The following is a 17,357-nucleotide window of genomic DNA, read 5'->3' as shown; positions in this document are numbered from 1 at the left end:
TGCTGCCGGAGTTTTTGGCTAGGCTAAGCCTATGGTGGATCAGCCCGGGGACGGCGAATATCCGGAACATTGGGAAGCCGATGTCGTCCTGCGGGACGGCGGAACCGCGCATTTGCGGCCCATCCACCCGTCGGACGTGGACGCCGTCCAGGCCTTCCACACCGGGCAGTCGCAGAATTCAATCTACATGCGCTTCTTCGCGTTCAAGGCCAGGTTGTCCGCCAAGGAGCTCAAGCGCTTCACCGAGGTGGACTACAAGGACCGGGTGGCGTTCGTGATCACCATCCACGGCGAAATCATCGGCATTGGACGGTACGACCGGCTCATCGATCCCACCGAGGCGGAAGTCGCCTTCAACATCGCCGATGCCCACCAGGGGAGGGGGATCGGTTCCATCCTGCTGGAACACCTCGCCACCGCCGCACATGAGAACGGGATCCGGAAGTTCACCGCGGAGGTGCTGCCGGAAAACCGCAAGATGCTGATGGTCTTCTCGGACGCCGGCTACGACGTCAAGCGCCACTTCGACGACGGCGTCGTCAGCCTCGAGTTCAACATCGACCCCACCGAAAAATCCCGGGCCGTGATGGAATCCCGCGAGCACCGCGCCGAGGCGAGGAGCGTCCGGGAGCTGCTGGCGCCGTCGTCCGTTGCCGTCATCGGTGCCAGCCGCAAATGGGGGACCGTGGGGTACCAGCTGCTGGAACACATTATCGAGGGCGGCTTCCACGGCTCCGTTTACGCCATCAACCCGGACGCGCTGGAGCTCGCGGGGATGATGTCCTACGGCAAGCTCTCCGAAGTTCCCGAACCCGTCCAGCTGGCCATCATCGCCGTGCCGTACGAGGAAGTCCCCGGGGTGGTGGCAGAGTGCGCGACAGCGGGCGTCAAGGGCGTGGTGGTCGCCTCGGCAGGCTTCGCGGACGACGGCGAACGCGGCCTGCTGCGGCAGCGCGCCCTGGTGCGCCAGGCCAGGGCGAACGGCATGCGGGTGATCGGGCCGGCATCGCTGGGCATCGCCAACACACACCCCGACGTGTCGCTGAACGCCTCCATGGCGCCCACCATGCCGCTGCGCGGCAGCCTGGGCCTGTTCAGCCAGTCGGCGGCCATCGGCGTCTCGCTGTACGCCGCCTCCAGCCGGCGCCGGCTGGGAGTGTCCAGCCTCCTCTCGGCCGGCAACCGGGCGGATGTGTCCGGCAACGACATGATGCAGTACTGGGAGGACGACGCCGATACCTCCGCCGTGGGCCTGTACCTCGAGTCCATCGGCAACCCGCGCAAGTTCTCCCGGATCGCGCGGCGCCTGGCCCGCACCAAGCCGGTCATCGTGGCGAAGTCGGACACCATGGGGCTGCGCCTGCCGCCGGGCCATGCCGTCCGCACCACCCAGGCCCCGGCCGGGGCGCTGGACGCGATGCTGCGCCAGTCCGGCGTGATCCGGGTGGAAACCGTGGAGCAGCTCGTGGACGTGGCACAGGTGGTCTCCGGCCAGCCGCTTCCCGCCGGACCTGACGTTGCGGTCTTCAGCAACTCCCAGGCGCTGGGCAACGTGGTGGCGGACAGCGCCGCGGCGCACGGACTGGGGGTGGCACAGGTGGTCTCAGGACTGGACCTCGACGCCGGCCAGTCGGTGGCCCTTCCCGCGCTGCGGAAGGCACTCCTTGACGCCCTGGCCTCGGACGCGGTGCACGCCGCCGTCGCAGCACTGCTGCCCGCCCGCGGCCTGACCGCCGACGCCGTCGCGCAGGTCCTGGCCGAATGCTCGGCAACCGCCGGTAAACCCGTGGTGGCTGCCTTCACCGGCATCCTGGATCCCGCCATCCACGTGGAGGGCCTGGTGGGAGCGGAGGGATGCACCGTCCCCTGCTATTCCAATCCCGGTGCCGCCGTGGCCGCGCTCGCCGCCGTGGTCAGGTACGCGGAGTGGGCCGCGCGCGACCAGGGGCAGTTTGTGGAACCCGCCGGCTGCGACCCCCGGCAGGCCGAAGCCGAGCTCGACGAACTGCTGCGGGATGTCGCGGGGGAACAGCTCAAGCAGCTGGACCCCGCCGCAACTGCTTCCCTGCTGGGGCACTACGGCATCTCCGTCCTGCCCTCGCTGCCGTTCACCACACCGGATGAGGCGGTGGCGGCCGCTGACGCGCTGGGCTGGCCCGTGGTCCTGAAAACCACTGCTCCTGCCCTTCGCCACCGGCTGGATCTGGGCGGGGTGCGCCTGGGCATCGAGGACGAGCAGTCGCTGCGCCAGAACCTGGTGCAGATGCGGCGTGCGCTCGCGTCCTATGGAGACCCTGCGCTGGAAGTGCAGGCGATGGCGCCTGTGGGGCAGGCCTGCACCTTCCGTGCCATCGAGGATCCATTGCTGGGCCCGGTCATCTCGTTCGGGCTCGCCGGCGACGCCGTCAACCTGCTCGACGACTGGTCGCACCGGGTGCCGCCGCTTTCCGCCGCGGACGTGCACGACTTCATCCGTGCCCCGCGGGCCTCCCGGAAGCTCTTCGGCTACCAGGGCCTGCCCGCTGTTGACGTGCAGGCCCTGGAGGACCTCGCCGGCAGGCTGGCGTGGATGAAGGACAACCACCCGGAGATCGCGCTGGTGGAATTCAACCCCGTTTTGTGCGGCACTGCGGGGGTAACCATACTCGCCGCCGACGTACGGATCGGCAACGCCGCGCAGCGCACGGACAGTGCCCGCCGGGCCATGCTGGGCTGACGCGGTTAGCAAGTGACCGGACGATCTGTGAAAATGGGGGCATGAGCTTCCAGCCTCCCGCGTCGGCGCCCGAAACGCCCGACAATGAAAACCAGGCAGTCCGCCAGCACAGCTCACACAACCACGGAGTCCAGGGCCAGAGCCTGGAAGATGCGCTGCAGAAGGCGGGGTTCTACCCGCCGCTGGTCTCGGATGTCGTCGACGATGCACTGGACGGCCGGGACTGCGTGGCCCACCTGGTGCACCTGGAAACCCACTTCGACCGCGCCGAGGTACGCCGCCACATCACCGTGCTGGTCCTGACCGCGGACATGCTGGTGATTACCCATGTGGATGACCAGCAACTGGATGACGCCGGCGAACAGATCGTCGCCCAAATCTCCACGGAGTCTGTTCCCGTGGCCCAGATCCGGTCCGTGGTCCTCAGCTACATGTACGCCCAGCCGCAGAACTACAAGCCATCGGACCCTGTCCGCGAGCTCACCTTGTCCATCGCCTGGTCCGGCGGCCAGCGGCTGGACATGGGTCCGGCCAGCTGCGGTGACCCGCAGTGCGAAGCGGACCACGGTTACACCGGAACCATCGCCCAGGAAGACATCGTGCTCCGGATCAGTGCCGAGGCGGACGGCCTGCAGGCGGTGCAGGACGCCAAGCTCTTCGCCCGGGCCCTGCGCGCAGTCAACACCGGTTCCGCCGCGCCCGTCCCGCACGTCCAGTCCATGGCGCCCCGGCCGCGCTCGGGAGTGTTCGGCAACCGGCTCAGCCGCGGGCACCAGCAGCGCTGAGATGCCGGAAGACCGCCACCAAGCAGTACAAGCCGCTCCCGACCTTCCGCCCGCTCCCGCCTACGGGCACCGTTCCATCGCCGAAGTCCTAACCAGCGCGGCAGCCAGCCTCGGCGTGGACGGCTTCACCAACACCCTGGGACTTCCCGGCGCCTCCAGGGTCTGCATCGTCCTGGCCGACGGCCTTGGCCGGAACCTCCTGAAGCAAAAGGCCGCGCACACGCCCTTCCTCCGCGCCGTGATGCAGGCGGGGCAGGGTGAGGTCCCCGTGTGGCTGGACTCCGCCTTTCCCTCCACCACCGCCGCGGCATTGTCCAGCTTTGGCACCGGTCTTCCGGCCGGGCAACACGGCATGGTGGGCTACGACGTCCTGGATCCGGACCAGGACAAGGTGGTCAACCTGCTGGGGAACTGGGATCCCGGCGTCGACCCGTCCGCCTGGCAGCCGTTCCCCACGGTTTTTGAACGGATCGCTGAGGACGTGGACGTCAGCACTGTCAGCCTTGCCCAGTTTGACGGCTCGCCCATGACCCGGGCCGCGCTGCGGGGCGGGAGGTTCATTTCGGGAACGACCTCCCATGCCCGGACCGCGGCCGCTGCCGAAGCCATGTCCGCCTCCGGCCCGTCCCTCATGTACTTCTACATGAACGAACTGGACAAGGCCGGCCACCGCTACGGCTGCAAGTCGGAGCAGTGGGAACACCAGCTGGAAGAGCTCGACGCCACCGTCAAGCGGCTCAACTCGTCCCTTCCCGCCGGCACCACCATCCTGCTCACCGCCGACCACGGAATGCTGGATATCCCCGAGCCGCAGCGCATTGATTTTTCGAAAGACCCGGAACTGGTGGACGGCGTCCGCCACACCGCCGGTGAGCCGCGCATGGTGCACCTGTACCTGGAAGAGGCGCACCTGGAGGCGGCTGCCGGCGGCCGCGAGCGGCTGCTCGCCGCGTGGAAAGCCCGGTTCGGTGACCGGGTGTGGGCCTTCACCCGCGAGGAGGCCATTGCAGGTGGGCTCTTTGGCGACGTGCGTCCTGCTGTGGAAGGCAGGATCGGTGACGTGATGGTCGCGGCGCGTGACGCCGTCGCGCTTTACGACGGCCGGCGCATGCGGCCCACTGCCATGGAAGTAGTGGGCCAGCACGGCTCGCTGACCAAGGCCGAGCGGGAGGTTCCGCTGCTCTGCTTTACCGCCCAGGGAAGGAGCCGCCGTGGCTGAGCTCATCTTCTTCTCCGGCACCATGGACTGCGGTAAATCGACCCTGGCCCTGCAGATGGACTACAACCACCGCGCCCGGGGCCGCGGCGGCGTGCGGTTCAGCCGGAATGACCGCGCCGGCGAGTCCCGCATCTCGAGCCGGCTCGGTTTGGAGACGGACGCGGTGGAGGTGCTGGACAGCACGGATTTCTGGGAGGAAGTCATGGTCCGGCGCACGCAGGGCCAGCGCGTTGACTACCTGATCTGCGACGAAGCCCAGTTCTACACCCCCGGGCAGGTGGAGCAGCTGGCCAAGGTGGTGGACGAAATTGACGTCGACGTCTTCGCGTTCGGCATCACCGCTGACTTCCGCACCCGCCTGTTTCCGGGCTCACAGCGGCTCATCGAGCTCGCCGACCGCGTGCAGGTGCTTCAGGTGGAGGCGCTGTGCTGGTGCGGCCGCCGGGCCACCCACAACGCCAGGACGGTCGACGGCGTCATGGTCACCGAGGGCGCGCAGGTGGTGGTGGGCGACGTGGACATGGTGGCCGAAGCCGCCGCCCCGGAGGCCGGGCACGTTCCCGTGGTGGGCTACGAGACGCTGTGCCGCCGACACTTCATGCGACGGGTCACGGCGCATGGGGCGTCATTGATGGCACAGCAGGACCAGTTGCTGCCGTTCGAGGTGGATGCGTGCCTGTGGCGGGGTTCCGGCGGGCTGGGGGAGAACCGCGGGACGTAGGGCTGTTTGTGGTCCGCTGATTCCCCAACACTTCTGCTGGTGCAAGGCATCGAGGCCTCATTGTCGTACCCCGTTGTCATGATTGGTTTATGGGAACAGCGGCGGTGGTGAGGGCTTTTGCGGATATCCGGGCTGCCCTTGCTGTGCTTAGTGCGGAGGTGGACGGGCAGGGTTTGTTGCCGTTCTCGGCTGCTGATCCGTTGGCTGGCTTGGCGGATGGGTGCCTGGACATTCTGGCCGGGTCCCGGGAGGTGGAGGCCGGGATTGCTGCGTTGAAGGCCAGGGCGGCGGTTGCGTATGTGGAGAGCGCCGCTGCTGTTGCGGGGCCGGATGTTCCGGTGCAGGCGCAGGAGATGGCGGTCGCGGCGGAGATCGGATGCGTGCTGGCTCTGGGGCCGCGGGCGGCGGGTTCGTTCCTGGCCACCTCGCACGCCGTCACGGCGACGTTGCCGCGGACGTTGGAGGCTTTGCAGGCCGGGGTGATCTCCTGGAGCCACGCGGTGGTAATGGCGGACGAGACAGCCAGTCTGGACGCTGTTGGGGCGGCGGCGTTGGAAGCCCATTTCCTTGACCCGGACGCACCGGACCCGGCGCGGGGGTGCCCGGTGGGTGGGCTTCCGGCGCACCGGTTCAAGGCCAAGGCCCGCACCTGGCGGGAACGCCACCATGCTGAGAGCATCGAAGTCCGGCATGCTAAGGGGGTGGCGGACCGGCGGGTGGAGTTCCGGGCGGACAAGGACGGGATGGCGTGGCTGGCAGCGTGCCTGCCCGCTGCTCAGGCCCTGGCCGGGTGGAACCGGCTTACGGCTATCGCCCGGAGCATGCAGGGACCGGATGAATGCCGCAGCCTGACCCAGCTCCGGGCGGACACTTTCGCCGACGTGATCCTCACCTACGGCACCACGAACGACGGCGACACCCGTGGCAGCGATAGCTTCACCAAGGGTGCAGGCACCGTCCGGGACCGTGTGCAATCACCGATCCGGGCGCAGGTGCTGGTCACGGTCCCGGTGTTCTCCCTGATGGGTATGACCGATGAGCCGGCGATGCTGGACGGGTACGGCCCCATCCCGCCGTCGATGGCCAGGGGCCTGGTCGCGAACGGTGCAGGCTCGTTTTACCGGGTGTTGGTGGATCCGCGGGACGGGGCGCCGTTGGAGATCGGCCGGGAAAGTTACCGGGTGACCGGCGCGATGCGGGCCTGGCTGCGGATGCGGGACGGCAAGTGCCCGTTCCCTGGCTGCAGCAACAACTCCCTGGACAACGACGCCGACCACCTCCTAGCCTGGGCCAACGGCGGCACAACAGGGATCGCCAACCTGGGTCAGCCCTGCCCGAAACACCACAAACTTCGACACACCACCGGGTGGAGACCCACCGCGGCCACCAAGAACGAACCACCCGGCTGGATCTCACCCACCGGCCGGCACTACCAAAGCGAAGACCAGGACTGGGAACCACCCCGCTGGCCGCCCGAGTTCTTGCCTGCGGCCCGCAACAGACCCGAAGAACGCAGCCTCCTGGAAGACGCCCTCCTCCAGTACCTCGCCATGTAACCTGCATAGTTGCGGCACACTGCTGGTTGAGTCGCGCTGCTTACTACTGGGACTGTCACTTCGGCACCACTGGATGAGCGCTGCCTGGCGTTTTGTTGCGGGATGGGCTGTCCTGGTTGGCGGGGCGTTCTATTGCGGGGTGCGGCGGTAGCGGATGTGCGTGGCCAGCGGGGAATGCAGGACCTCGACGGGTTCGAAGCCAAAGGACCCGGCACCTTCGAAGATCCGTTCACCCGAACCAAGCAGGACGGGAGCGATGTCCAAGGTGAGTTCGTCGATCACGCCTGCGGCCAGTGCCTGCCGGACAGTCGAGGCACCACCCGCGATGTCCACCCCGTTGCCCCCGGCGGCCTCAAGGGCTGCCGCGTAGGCCGCGTCGAAGCCCGAAGTAACAAAGTGGAAGGTTGTCCCGCCCTCCATCTGGATCGGGTCGTGGGCATGATGCGTCAGTACGAACACCGGAGCGTGGTAAGGCGGTTCGGGGCCCCACCACCCGGTCCAGTCACCATCCCACTCGCCGCGGATGGGGCCGAACATGTTCCTGCCCATCACGTACGCACCCCTGGGTCGCATCAGCCAGTCAGCGGCGGTCTTGTCCTCATCGTTCGCCCGAGGATCGCCGATATGCCAGCCGTGCAGCTCCAGTCCCCGCTTGCCCAAGGGGTTCTCGCGGCTCTGGTCAGGGCCGGCGACGAAGCCGTCCAGCGACATGGACATGTGGCAGGTGGTGAACGGCATGGCGAACCTCCGCTTTTACAGCTTTTGACCGACAGTGTGCGGGGATCCTAACACGCAGCGGAGGCGGGAAGGATCAACGTCGGGGAAATGCCCTTAGTCGCTTCGGGTGCCGAAGACGATTTCATCCCAGGACGGGACGCTGGACCGCTTGGGCCGGGCAGGCCGCTCCGGCGCCTCGGTCTCCGGCAGCTGGCCGGTGGCCGGCGATGCGTCGTCTTGCTTGGCGGGGCGGCGGGGGTTGCCGCCCAGCAGTTCATCCAACCCGCCCCCACCGGAACTTCCGGAACCTGCCCCGGACCCTGAAGCCGGCGCGGATCCGGAGGGTTTCTGCGGGGTGGCCGCGATGGTGATTTCCCTCGTGTCGGTGCTGACGCCGTCATGAAGCCGCAATGCGTCGTCGTGGCCGTCCCGGTGCGGAGGAATCAGGCTGAGCCTTGAAAGCATGGACGGCCGGGTATCCCTGCGCCGGATAAAGGAATCGCCCTGGGCGGCCGGCGCATCCCGCTGGTCATCCTGGGGCTCCGGTTGCTCTGCCTCCGGTTCGGCGGCTACCTCGGACGGGCGGGGGTGGGCGGCCGGCACGCCATGCGTCAGAAGCAAGGCCAGGGCGTCGTCGGAATCCTCATCCACGCCCAGCCGCTGACCACGCCTCAACCGGAGCATGTCCAGCAGGCCGTCCGGGTCCTTGCCGGAATCCTGGGCAGGGCCGGCCTGGTTGCCGGGAGAAGCCTTGGCCGTATCCGCGTCGGTCTCAAAATCGAAGGGCCGGTCGGACACCGCAGTGAGCCGGCGGGCGGGAACAGGCCCGTCCAACGGCTCGAGTTCACTCAGCTGCTGGGCCCAGCGGTTGGTGTTCTGCAGCGTCTTGCGGGCAGGGTTGAACGTCCACAAAGCCGGTGGTTCCTCGCCGATGCCGGAGGTTCCGCCGGGCTTTGCCTCGAAGCTTGCCGAGACAGTCCACGTGCCGTCCTGGCGCCGCCACGAATCCCACTCCACTGTGGAAGGGTCGATGCCGTGGGCTGACAGGCGGTGGGCCACCATGTCGTTCAGGGTTGCGGGGTTGTCGCCGAACGCAGACCGGTAGATGTCGTGGCCGGGGGAGGGCGCCGCGACTTCAACCTTCCGGGCCTGCTGGGCAACATATTCGCGCTCCGCCAGGACGGGGCCCTCATATCGTTCCACCTTGGCCAACGGCATCCCGGACAGTTCGGCGACATCCGCAGCGGTGGCGCCGGCGCGGATCCGGGCCTGGATATCCCTTGGGGACATGGGAACAGCTGGCCGTTCCGTCCGTGGTTTTGCCGTAGACCGGCTGGCTGTCCTGAGTGCCTCGTCGATCGGCAGCTGGAACATCTCGCCGCCGGCCCCGCTCAACAGGAGATGCGTCCCGTCGTCGTGCACGCCTACAAGCCGTAGATCCTGCATACAAATCCTCCACCCTGGCATTACTATCAAGCGAAACTCTGCCACCCGGCGGCCCGTATTTGCCTCAAGGAGCAGGGCGCGCCGTGAATTTCCGCTCGATTCCAGGGCTCAAGGCCGGGTGAAGGGCCCGCAGCCGGGAATTGGCCGGCATCAGCGCCGGGTGAGGGCTGCCGTCAGCTGGTCCGGGTGGCGGGTTGAAGCCAGCCAGTACGGGGTACGGTCGGCCGGGTCCGTAATCTCGATCTTCACCACGGGATTAATCCAGCCGCGGATGCAAAGATAGGCCAGCCCATTCAGCCGGGTGCCCCGTTCCGCCGTCGCTTCTTCGCCGGTGAACTGCTGCACGCTGCCGACAAACCGTCGTTCGATGGTGGCCCTTCCAACGGCAAGGGTATCCGCGGTCACGGTGATGGCGGGGGTGGAGAGAACCAGAAGGACCGCGATGATCGCGAAGAGCACCAGCGCCGCGGTGTAGCCCGCCGCCATGCTGATGGGGGCGAAAACCAGGATTCCGGCAGCGGAGACGCCGGCACCGATGATCCAGATCCAGGCGTTGGGCCACAGCTTCTCCCTGTAGGTAACAGGTGCCCCGGCGGAGGGTGTGCTGGGAACGGATGCGTGCGGGCTTGATTCGGGCATAGGCCAAGCTTTCCACCTTTGGCTGGGTATTTCACCTTGGGCGGCCCCGCTGTGCTGCCGCTTTCGCCGGCCATTCCGGCAAAGGCTGCCTAGGACTGATTCGGGGGCGCGGGTTAGAGTGAGTGACTGTGACTGATCAACCCGCAACGGTAGACCTTGCCCCTGGCGCAGCATCACCCGCTGCTGCTGCCCCCACCCTGCAGGTGCAGTTGAAAATGCTGGATCCGGAGCTGGAGGCGCCGTCCTACGCGCATCCGGGCGACGCCGGCGCAGATCTTCGCGCCCGCGAGGACGTGGTCCTGCTGCCGGGGGAGCGGAAACTGGTTCCCACGGGCGTGGCCATTGCGCTGCCTGACGGTTTCGTGGCGCTGATCCACCCCCGGTCCGGCCTGGCCACCAAGCACGGTCTCACGATCGTCAACGCTCCCGGTACCGTGGATGCGGGCTACCGGGGCGAGATATCGGTAACCCTGCTCAACACCGACTCATCCCGGCCAATAGAGCTCCGGCGCGGCGATAGAATTGCCCAAATGGTCATCCAGCGGGTGGAGTATGCCCAGTTCATTCCTGTCAGTGAATTGAGCGGGTCCGTGCGCGGTACGGGAGGCTTTGGCTCCACAGGCGGATTCAACGTTCCCGGAGCATAACCCGGCTGCACCCGCTGCCACGCCAGCATGCACGACGCCGGAACCTCCAGGGTCCCGGCCGGCAGGTTTCAGAACTGGCACACTTGAAGAATTAAGGAGTCACCCATGGTCTTTGGGTTCGGCAGGAAAGCAAAGAAGGAAGATCCGGCGGAGCCGGTAGAGGAGCTCACCCTGGCGGAGGCCGGCGAAGACGCGCCGGCACCGGACGCACGGCGCGGGCAGGGTCCGTTGGACGAGGCCGAGATCACCAGCCGCGACGGCTTCGTGGACCTGGGCGCCCTGCTGATCGCGCCGAGCGAGGGCCTCCAGCTGCGGCTTGAGGTGGAAGAGGCCACGCAGCGCGTTGTGGCTGTGACCCTTGACCTGAACGGCTCCAGCCTTCAGCTGCAGGCCTTCGCCGCCCCCAAGACCGAGACGCTCTGGGACGAAATCCGTGAACAGATCGGCCAGTCGGTCGGCGCCCAGGGCGGCCAGGTCGAAGAGGTGGAAGGCGCCTTCGGCACGGAGCTGGTGGCCAAGCTGCCCGCCGGGCTCCCGGACGGCAGCCAGGGCTACCGGGTGGCCCGCTTCATCGGCGTTGACGGCCCCCGTTGGTTCCTGCGCGGCGTCCTGGGTGGACCGGCGGCACTGGAACGGCCCGCAGCTGAACCGCTTGAGGCTTTGTTCCGGCAGGTCGTCGTGGTCCGTGGTGACAGCCCCATGCCGCCGCGTGACCTTTTGCAACTGCGGCTGCCCAAGGACGCCTCCGCCACTCCTCCGCCCGCCGCGCCCACCCTGGAGGAGCCCGAACGTGGTCCCGAAGTTACCCAGATCGGCTGAGCCCCACCGGGACGGTGCCGCAGCCGGCTCCGGCATCACACCCCTGGGGCAGTTGCCGGACAGGGGACGGGTCCTCTGCCAGGGGCACGTCGACTCAGTGACCTTCGTTCCGGCCGACCGCACCCCTCAGTTCAGCGCCATTGTTGCCGAGGACGACGCCGACCGTCCCGCCGCAGGGGCGGGGCGGGGCAAGCCGCCTCGGCTCCGCGTGGTCTGGCTGGGCCGGCGTCGCGTGCCGGGCATCGAAGCGGGAGCCGAGATCCGGGTCGAAGGGATGCTGGCCCGCGGCAAGGACATGCCCACCATCTTCAACCCGCGTTACGAGATACTGTCCCGCCAGGAGGGCGAATGACCGAGCACCAGCCCCACCAGCCATCCGGTGCTTCAAACCCTCCCGGACGGCCGCAGGAGGGAGAGCCGAAGACTGCTGCCCCGTCCCCGGTTGCCGGGCTCGCCGCTGAATACGCAGCCAAGGCCGGCCTCCACCGCACCCACGACGGGCGGGTGGATGTGCTTCGCAGCGCCGGCGGAGTGCAGGGCATTGCCGAAAGCATCGTTCCCGGCCTGGTCTTCCTGGTGGCCTTCACCGTCACCCGCGAACTTCCAGTGTCCCTGATTGCGGCCCTGGCGTCGGCGGCCGTGTTCACCGTTGTCCGGCTGGTGCAGCGCCGGCCCCTGACCCAGGCCCTGGCGGGTGTCGCCGGCGTCGGCATTTCCGCATGGCTGGCCAACACCACCGGCAAAGCGGAAGACTTCTACCTCCCCGGCTTCTTCACCAACGCCGCCTACATCCTGGCGATGGTGCTCTCAATCGCCGTTAAGTGGCCCGTGGCCGGGCTCCTCTTCGGCTTCATCCGCAATGAGGGCGTGGAGTGGCGCAAGGAACCCGCCCGGGTCAAGGCATACCGTCTTGGCACGTGGATCATCGTCGCCGTCCTGGCGCTCCGGCTTATCGTCCAGGTGCCCCTCTACCTGATGGGCACCGAGGGCCTGGCCGCCCTCGCCACGACGCGCCTGATCATGGGAGCACCCCTGTACATCCTCGGCGTCTGGGTGGCCTGGCTCGTAACCCGGCCGGCTCCAGCCGAAACTGAAGCCGGCGCGGACCAAGCTGCCTGACGCCAAAGGCGCGGCAGGAACCTAGCCGTCGAAGCCGTCGTCGTCCGGTGCATGCCCGTGGCCGGCGGCCGCAGGGGTCGCAGCCTCCGCGGGCTGTTCGCCGGTGTCGATGCTGCCGGGGGCCGAGGAGAGCAGCTCCCGCAGTCCGTCCTCGGCTGCAATGGTGGTCACGAAGAAGAGTTCGTCGCCGCCGTCGATCACGTCGTCCCGGCTGGGGGTGATGGGTGCCTGATCCCGAAGGATTGCCACCAGGGTGGCGTCCTCAGGCCAGTGGATGTCGCCCACGGTCATGCCGATCACATGCGAGTCGTGCGGGACGGTGAATTCCACCAGGGACGCCACCCCGGTCTGCAGCGTCAGCAGTCGGACAAGGTCGCCGATCTCCACTGCCTCCTCCACGAGGGCGGTCATCAGCTGCGGGGTGTTGACCGCGACGTCCACGCCCCAGGAATCGTTGAACATCCAGTCGTTCTTCGGGTTGTTCACCCGGCCCACCGTGCGGCCGACACCAAACTCGGTTTTCGCCAGCAGGGACACCACCAGGTTGACCTTGTCATCGCCGGTGGCGGAAACCACGACGTCGGCGTCCTCCACCTTGGCGCCCTGCAGAGTGGAAAGCTCGCAGGCGTCGCCTACCAGCCAGTGGGCGCCCCGAAGCCCGCTGCGGCCGATCACCTCGGGTTTGAGGTCGATCAGCAGGATCTCGTGCTTATGCGCCAGCAGTTCCCGGGCGATGGATGATCCGACGCTGCCGGCGCCGACGATAACGACTTTCACTGATACTCCTTGGCGGGGGCTTTGGCGAGGATCTGGGAGATCTGGGCGCTGCGGTCCACCTGCAGCATGGCGTGCACTGTGTCGCCGTCCTGGTAGGCAGTCCCCGCATCGGGAAGCAGGCCCTCGCCAAAGCGGGTGAGGTAGGCAACGCGGACGTCCGCGGCCTTTTCGATGCTGCTGATCCGGTGCCCGATCCAGCCGGCGTCCAGGTCCAGTTCGGCCAGGACCAGCCGTCCGGACGGCTCACGGAAGTCGCCTGCCAGATGCTGTTCCGGAAGGATGCGGCGCAGCACCTGGTCGGCGCTCCAGCGGACGGCGGCCACGGTGGGGATGCCCAGGCGCTGGTAGATCTCGGCGCGGCCCGGGTCGTAGATCCGGGCGACCACATGCGGCACGTGGAAGGTTTCGCGGGCCACCCGGGTTGCCAGGATATTCGAGTTGTCACCGCTGGAAACGGCGGCGAAGGCGTAGGCCTCGGCCACTCCTGCCTGCTTGAGGGTGTCCCGGTCAAAGCCCACACCGGTGACTTTCCGGCCGGTGAAGCCCTGCCGGAGCCGGCGGAAAGCGCGGTCGTCCTGGTCGATGATGGCCACGGAATGCCCGGCATCCTCCAGCGTGTGCGCCAGCGTTGCCCCCACCCGGCCACATCCCATGATCACGAAATGCGCCACCGTATCTCCTCTGTATTTATGTCAGGATCGTGCAGCTAGAACTCTACCGGCACGGCCCTGGTTCAGCCGGGCCCGGCCCCGTCATGACATCGCCCGCGAATCAGACTAACTTTGTGGGGTGTTGACAATACTGAACGCCGTCAAACGCGTACTGGTGGGCCGGCCCTTCCGGAACGACCGCCTGGCCCACACCCTCCTCCCGAAGAAGATCGCACTTCCGATCTTCGCGTCGGACGCCCTGTCATCCGTGGCCTACGCCCCGGATGAGATCCTGCTCACCCTGGCCCTCGCCGGCGTCAGTGCCGTCGCCATCTCGCCGCTGGTGGGGCTGGCCGTCATGGTGGTGCTGCTGACCGTCGTGGCCTCCTACCGGCAGAACGTGCACGCCTACCCGTCCGGTGGCGGTGACTACGAAATCGCCAACGAAAACCTGGGCAAGTACGCGGGCCTGACCGTGGCCTCCGCCCTCTTGGTGGACTACGTCCTGACGGTTGCCGTGTCCATGTCCTCGGCCGCCGCGTACCTCACCACGGCTGTCCCGTCCCTGCACGGTGAGCAGGCCGTCATCGCCACCATCGGCGTCGTCATCCTTGCCCTAGTGAATTTGCGCGGCATCAAGGAAGCGGGCAGCGTCTTCGCCGTCCCCACCTACATCTTCATGGCCTCCATCCTGGGCATGACCGCGGTGGGCATGTTCCAGGCCGCCACGGGGCAACTGGGGCAGGCGCCATCGGCGGCCTTCACCATCGTCCCGGCGGAGGGCTTCGACCAGGGCCTGGTGGGCCTGGCCGGCGCCTTCCTGCTGCTGCGGGCCTTCTCCTCCGGCGCCGCGGCGCTTACCGGGGTCGAGGCCATCAGCAACGGCGTGCCCAACTTCCGGCACCCCAAGAGCAAGAACGCGGCCACCACCCTGCTGCTCCTGGGCGTGATCGGCGCCGCCATGCTGGCCGGCATCATCTACCTGGCCAATGCCACCAAGGTCCACATCGTCCTGGACCCTGCCAAGGAATTCCTGCTGAACGGAAGCCCCTTGCCTGAGGGCTACATCCAGAACCCCGCCATCAGCCAGATTGCCCAGACGATCTTCGGCGCGGGCAGTATCCCCTTCTATATCGTGGTGGCCGCCACCGGCGTCATCCTGGTGTTCGCATCCAACACCGCCTTCAACGGCTTCCCGGTCCTGGGCTCCATCCTCGCCCAGGACGGGTACCTGCCCCGGCAGCTGCGCACCCGCGGCGACCGCCTGGCCTTCAGCAACGGTGTGCTGGCCCTCGCGGCGGGCGCCCTGATCCTGATCATTTCGTTCGACGCCGACGTCACCAAGCTCATCCAGCTCTATATCGTTGGCGTCTTCATCTCATTCACCCTCAGCCAGCTGGGAATGATCAGGCACTGGGGCCGGGAACTGAAACTCGCCAAGGACAAGGCCGTGCGGCGCCGGATGATCAAGTCCCGCACCATCAACACCATAGGTTTCGGAATGACGGGCCTGGTGCTGGTGATCGTCCTCATCACCAAGTTCGAACAGGGCGCCTGGATCGCGCTGCTGGCCATGTTCATCCTGTTCCTGATCATGTGGAGCATCCGCGCCCACTACGACAACGTGGCCAAGGAACTCGCGGTGGACGAGGACTCCTCCCCGCGGGCGCTGCCCACCCGGGTGCACGCCGTCCTGCTGGTGTCCCATGTCCGCAAGCCCGTCCTGCGGGCCCTCGCCTACGCCCGGGCCTCCCGGCCTTCCCGGCTTGATGCCATCACGGTGGATATCGACCCCGAGGAGACGGCGCACACCATTGCCGACTGGGAAAAGCTCGAAATCCCGGTCCCGCTGACCGTCCTGGCCAGCCCCTACCGGGAAACCGTCACGCCCATCATGGACTACGTCAAGCAGATGCGGCTGGACTCCCCGCGGGACCTCGTGGTGGTGTACATCCCTGAATATGTGGTGGGCAAATGGTGGGAGCAGCTGGTGCACAACCAGACCGCCCTGCGCATCAAGGCCCGCCTCCACTTTGAGCCGGGCGTCATGGTGGCCAGCGTTCCCTGGCAGCTCAAATCATCCGAAGAAGCAAAGAACCTCCAGGACGTGCAGTGACCAGCAGAACCTCCACCGCCGCCCAGACCGCAGAAGCCGGCCACGCCGGCGAAGAGGCGGTGCTCGACGTCGGGCCCGTGGCCCATGGCGGGCACTGCGTGGCGCGCCACGAGGGCCGCGTGGTCTTTGTCCGGCACGCCATTCCGGGGGAGAAAGTCCGGGTCCGGCTGACCGAGGCCGGGGACGACGCCAAATTCTGGCGGGCCGACGTCATCGAGGTGCTTGAAGCCTCCCCTGACCGGGTGGAGCACTTCTGGCGTCCGGCCGATTCCCTCCGAGCCTGGAGCCACGGGCACCCGCCGGTGGGCGGCGCCGAGTTCGGCCACATCACGCCGGACCGGCAGCGCAGCCTCAAGGCGGACGTTCTGGGTGAACAGCTTACCCGGCTGGCCGGCTTCGAGCAGATGCCGTCCGTGTGGACCGGCGGCGTGGAACAGGTGGGGGAGAAGCACGACGGCGGCACCGGCCTTGGGTGGCGCACCCGCGCAAGTTTTTCGGTCACCCCCGGCGGCAGGCTCGGAATGCACGCCCACCGCTCCGACCACATCATTCCGGTCCGGGAAATGCCCCTGGCGAGCGAAGCGATCAACGCCCTGCACCTGTGGGAGCTGGACCTGCAGGCTGTGGAGCGGGTCGAGGTGGCCGCGCCGGCCAACGGGTCGCGCCCCCTGGTGCTCCTGGCCCCGGCGCCGGGAACCAAGGAGAAGCGTTTGCGGGCGATTGCCGCGGATGTGCCGGGGGAAGCTTCCGTTGCGGCCTTCGATCCGCTGACCGGGCAGGTGACCCAGCTCCGGGGACGCACCTGGGTGCAGGAGTCCGCCGTGGGCCACGAGTACCGCGTCACCGGCGAGGGCTTCTGGCAAATCCACCGCGACGCGCCCGGGACTCTTGTGGGCGCTGTCACAGAATTCCTGCAGGGAGGGGACTTCATCCACCCCGGTGCGGTGGTTGCCGACCTCTACGCGGGCGCCGGCCTCTTCACCGCCGTCCTTGCCGACGCCGTGGGTGAGGCGGGGTCGGTGCTGTCCGTGGAAGGGGCGCCGGGAACCAGCCGCGACGCCCGCAAAAACCTGCACTCAGCCGCCCAGGTGGAGGTGGTGCAAGGCCGCGTGGAGCGGGTCCTGCGCCAGAAACCGCGGAACTTCGACGCTCTGGTCCTCGATCCGCCCCGGGCGGGCGCCGGGAAAGCCGTCGTCGGGCAACTGGTTGCCTCGCGCCCCCGTGCCATCGCCTACGTGTCCTGCGACCCGGCGTCGTTTGCCCGTGACCTGGGTTACTTCCGCCGCTCAGGCTGGGAGCTCGCAGGGCTGCGGGCGTTCGATCTGTACCCCCACACCCACCACCTGGAGACCGTGGCACTGCTGACTCCAGGTCCGTGATGCCGCCGGGGTTTTCGACTACGATGGCGGTAGTAGTCCCACGTCGCGCCC

The 17,357-nt window shown here is 67.6% G+C and carries 16 protein-coding genes; 11 read left to right on the top strand and 5 right to left on the bottom strand.

Going from position 1 to position 17,357, the window contains the following annotated elements; translation table 11 throughout:
* Positions 1-31 precede the first annotated feature (31 nt).
* The 5 genes from QF031_RS11945 to QF031_RS11925 all read left to right on the top strand — a co-directional run bounded on the left by QF031_RS11945 (position 32) and on the right by QF031_RS11925 (position 6,997).
* The gene (locus QF031_RS11945) at positions 32-2,716 is read left to right on the top strand and encodes a bifunctional acetate--CoA ligase family protein/GNAT family N-acetyltransferase (RefSeq protein ID WP_307428143.1); all 2,685 of its coding nucleotides are present in this window, start codon (positions 32-34) and stop codon (positions 2,714-2,716) included.
* A 41-nt stretch (positions 2,717-2,757) separates the two neighbouring features.
* Positions 2,758-3,501 (top strand): DUF5998 family protein, encoded by a 744-nt coding sequence (locus QF031_RS11940; protein ID WP_307428141.1) that lies wholly within the window; start codon positions 2,758-2,760, stop codon positions 3,499-3,501.
* 1 nt (position 3,502) lies between these two features.
* Positions 3,503-4,720 (top strand): alkaline phosphatase family protein, encoded by a 1,218-nt coding sequence (locus QF031_RS11935; protein ID WP_307428136.1) that lies wholly within the window; start codon positions 3,503-3,505, stop codon positions 4,718-4,720.
* Positions 4,713-5,441, top strand: a complete 729-nt coding sequence (locus QF031_RS11930; RefSeq protein ID WP_307428134.1) for a thymidine kinase — start codon at positions 4,713-4,715, stop codon at positions 5,439-5,441. The genes QF031_RS11935 and QF031_RS11930 overlap by 8 nt, the downstream gene beginning before the upstream one ends.
* 89 nt (positions 5,442-5,530) lie before the next feature.
* Positions 5,531-6,997: an HNH endonuclease signature motif containing protein gene (locus tag QF031_RS11925; RefSeq protein WP_307428131.1), complete on the top strand. Its 1,467-nt coding sequence runs from the start codon at positions 5,531-5,533 to the stop codon at positions 6,995-6,997.
* Between the two features lie 129 nt (positions 6,998-7,126).
* Here QF031_RS11925 and QF031_RS11920 read toward each other — a convergent pair whose 3' ends face one another.
* From QF031_RS11920 to QF031_RS11910, 3 genes are all read right to left on the bottom strand, one after another.
* Positions 7,127-7,735 carry a dihydrofolate reductase family protein gene (locus QF031_RS11920; RefSeq protein ID WP_307428128.1) on the bottom strand — a complete coding sequence of 203 codons (609 nt, stop codon included), beginning with the start codon at positions 7,733-7,735 and terminating at the stop codon, positions 7,127-7,129.
* 93 nt (positions 7,736-7,828) lie between these two features.
* The gene (gene sepH, locus QF031_RS11915) at positions 7,829-9,160 is read right to left on the bottom strand and encodes a septation protein SepH (RefSeq protein ID WP_307428125.1); all 1,332 of its coding nucleotides are present in this window, start codon (positions 9,158-9,160) and stop codon (positions 7,829-7,831) included.
* A gap of 150 nt (positions 9,161-9,310) precedes the next feature.
* Positions 9,311-9,799 carry a DUF3093 domain-containing protein gene (locus QF031_RS11910; protein ID WP_307428121.1) on the bottom strand — a complete coding sequence of 163 codons (489 nt, stop codon included), beginning with the start codon at positions 9,797-9,799 and terminating at the stop codon, positions 9,311-9,313.
* Positions 9,800-9,927: 128 nt separating this feature from the next.
* Here QF031_RS11910 and dut point away from each other — a divergent pair, with 128 nt between their 5' ends.
* The 4 genes from dut to QF031_RS11890 all read left to right on the top strand — a co-directional run bounded on the left by dut (position 9,928) and on the right by QF031_RS11890 (position 12,384).
* Positions 9,928-10,446 (top strand): dUTP diphosphatase, encoded by a 519-nt coding sequence (gene dut, locus QF031_RS11905; protein WP_307428118.1) that lies wholly within the window; start codon positions 9,928-9,930, stop codon positions 10,444-10,446.
* 105 nt (positions 10,447-10,551) lie between these two features.
* Positions 10,552-11,265: a DUF3710 domain-containing protein gene (locus QF031_RS11900; RefSeq protein WP_307428115.1), complete on the top strand. Its 714-nt coding sequence runs from the start codon at positions 10,552-10,554 to the stop codon at positions 11,263-11,265.
* 43 nt (positions 11,266-11,308) lie between these two features.
* Positions 11,309-11,617 (top strand): hypothetical protein, encoded by a 309-nt coding sequence (locus QF031_RS11895; protein ID WP_370874563.1) that lies wholly within the window; start codon positions 11,309-11,311, stop codon positions 11,615-11,617.
* Positions 11,614-12,384, top strand: coding sequence for a DUF3159 domain-containing protein (locus tag QF031_RS11890; RefSeq protein WP_307428107.1), 771 nt, complete (start codon positions 11,614-11,616; stop codon positions 12,382-12,384). The genes QF031_RS11895 and QF031_RS11890 overlap by 4 nt, the downstream gene beginning before the upstream one ends.
* 21 nt (positions 12,385-12,405) lie before the next feature.
* Here QF031_RS11890 and QF031_RS11885 read toward each other — a convergent pair whose 3' ends face one another.
* Positions 12,406-13,161 (bottom strand): potassium channel family protein, encoded by a 756-nt coding sequence (locus tag QF031_RS11885; RefSeq protein ID WP_307428103.1) that lies wholly within the window; start codon positions 13,159-13,161, stop codon positions 12,406-12,408.
* The gene (locus tag QF031_RS11880; RefSeq protein ID WP_307428100.1) at positions 13,158-13,832 is read right to left on the bottom strand and encodes a potassium channel family protein; all 675 of its coding nucleotides are present in this window, start codon (positions 13,830-13,832) and stop codon (positions 13,158-13,160) included. The genes QF031_RS11885 and QF031_RS11880 overlap by 4 nt, the downstream gene beginning before the upstream one ends.
* Positions 13,833-13,950: 118 nt before the next feature.
* Here QF031_RS11880 and QF031_RS11875 point away from each other — a divergent pair, with 118 nt between their 5' ends.
* Both QF031_RS11875 and QF031_RS11870 read left to right on the top strand, forming a co-directional pair.
* Positions 13,951-15,927, top strand: coding sequence for an APC family permease (locus QF031_RS11875; RefSeq protein ID WP_307428096.1), 1,977 nt, complete (start codon positions 13,951-13,953; stop codon positions 15,925-15,927).
* Entirely contained in the window at positions 15,924-17,306 is a 1,383-nt protein-coding gene (locus tag QF031_RS11870; RefSeq protein ID WP_307428093.1) for a class I SAM-dependent RNA methyltransferase, read from the top strand. The genes QF031_RS11875 and QF031_RS11870 overlap by 4 nt, the downstream gene beginning before the upstream one ends.
* The last annotated feature ends 51 nt before the right edge of the window (positions 17,307-17,357 follow it).

This window comes from Pseudarthrobacter defluvii (genome assembly GCF_030816725.1).
Lineage (GTDB): Bacteria > Actinomycetota > Actinomycetes > Actinomycetales > Micrococcaceae > Arthrobacter > Arthrobacter defluvii_A.
This window is presented reverse-complemented; position numbering and strand designations above follow the sequence as displayed.